Raw genomic sequence first — 1070 nt, forward strand, 5'->3', positions numbered from 1 at the left:
ACGCGGGCGGACAGCTCGTGTCAGCCTGCGGAGACCTCGGCATCAGCCGGTCCGTGAAACAGGAACCCGTAAGCCGGGCGACCGGCCGAACCCCCCCATAAGGGAATCCCCCTCGCTCACGAGGGGGAGGAAGTCAATACCCAACGGCGCTGGACCACATGACCACGGCTGTGCAGGAACTGCGTGCGGATAACGACCGCTGGCACGTGCTGTCCTCGCTGGAGAAACTGGGCGAGTTCCAGAGGTGGCGCGGGCAGCCCGAGAAGGCGGAGGAGAGCCAACGGGAGGCGCTGCGCCTGGCCGAGGAGTTCGGGGACAGGAGGGCGCAGGCGCGCCTGCGGCGCACCCTGGCCGAGACGTTCGGATACTTGCGCAGGCCCGAGGAGGCCGCCCCGCTCCTGGAGCAGGCCGTCCGCGACTTCCGGCTCCTGAACGACAGGATCTGGGAAGGCGCGAGCCTCTACGCGCTAGGCAAGATCTACCGGCTGCTCGCTCGCCGTGAGGACGCGCTGGAGGCCTATGACAAGGCCGAGGATATTTTCGGTCCCATGGGCGAGCGGCTGTGGATCGGCCGCATCGACAACGCACGAATCCGCGTGTACGCCGGTATGGAACGGTTCGACGACGCCTGGGTCTCGGCACGGGCGGCCCTCGACCTGTTCCGGCAGCTAGCGAACGAGATGTGGTACGCCCACACGCAGCGGGACGTTGGCTGGCTGCATCTGAGACAGGGCCGCCCGGGCGAGGCGGTGGCACCCCTCACCGAGGCGATCGACGTGACACGGCGGGCAGGCGACGCGTACGCGCAGGCCATGGCCAGGCACCTGCGGGGGGTCGCCCACCGCGAACTGAGACAGCTCGATGAGGCGCGCAGCGACCTGCAGGCGGCGCTGGCCATCTACCGGGACGGGGCTTACGAGTGGAATGAGGCGATAGTCCTGCACGACCTGATCCGGGCACTGCGCACCGACGGCACGTCCGATGAGGCCGACCGCATGGAGTCCTCGGCGATCTCGGCCAACCCGGTCTTTGTCCGGATGCCCGGCCGGGACGGTGCCCAGGCCATCCCG

At 69.0% G+C, this 1070-nt stretch carries 1 protein-coding gene; it reads left to right on the forward strand.

All coding sequences use genetic code 11. The annotated features are described in order from the left end of the window. Positions 1-158 precede the first annotated feature (158 nt). A partial coding sequence (locus tag ACFYXB_RS46020; protein WP_389591484.1) for a tetratricopeptide repeat protein occupies positions 159-1070 on the forward strand: 912 nt, incomplete at its 3' end.

Source organism: Streptomyces sp. NPDC002619, assembly GCF_042889305.1.
Lineage (GTDB): Bacteria > Actinomycetota > Actinomycetes > Streptomycetales > Streptomycetaceae > Streptomyces.